At 35.1% G+C, this 467-nt stretch carries 1 protein-coding gene; it reads right to left on the reverse strand.

All coding sequences use genetic code 11. The features are described 5' to 3' along the window. Window positions 1–126: 126 nt before the first annotated feature. Window positions 127–467, reverse strand: a 341-nt coding sequence (locus tag FCS21_RS17725; RefSeq protein WP_503328519.1) for a beta/alpha barrel domain-containing protein, incomplete at its 5' end; no start/stop codon positions are given.

Here is a 467-nt window from a genome sequence, read left to right on the forward strand (position 1 = left end):
AGAACGCTTTTAACTTATATACCTTCTTAAGTACTATTTAGCAAGCTAACATTCTTTAACTTACATGACTTATATGTTTCATAATTAAAGGCTTTATGTTTTATGTTTTGGTTACAACCTGAAACTTTAAACTTTAAACTTTAAACTCATTATCTCTTCCATTTCCTGCTGCATTTTCAACGCTTCGTCTCTAGCCTTTTCGGCAAAATCAGTTCCATTTGAGGCGTAAATAATTGCTCTGGAGGAATTGATTAATAATCCAACATTGGCATTCATTCCGTATTTACAAACTTCTGAAAGACTACCTCCTTGTGCGCCAACTCCCGGAACGAGTAAAAAACTGTCAGGAACAATTTTGCGGATTTCAGTGAAATATTCCGCTTTGGTAGCACCGACAACGTACATCAGGTTTTCGCTGTTTTTCCATGTTCTAGAAGTTTCTAAAACCTGTTTGTACAATTCTTTTC

Source organism: Colwellia ponticola, assembly GCF_005885605.1.
Taxonomy (GTDB): domain Bacteria; phylum Pseudomonadota; class Gammaproteobacteria; order Enterobacterales; family Alteromonadaceae; genus Colwellia; species Colwellia ponticola.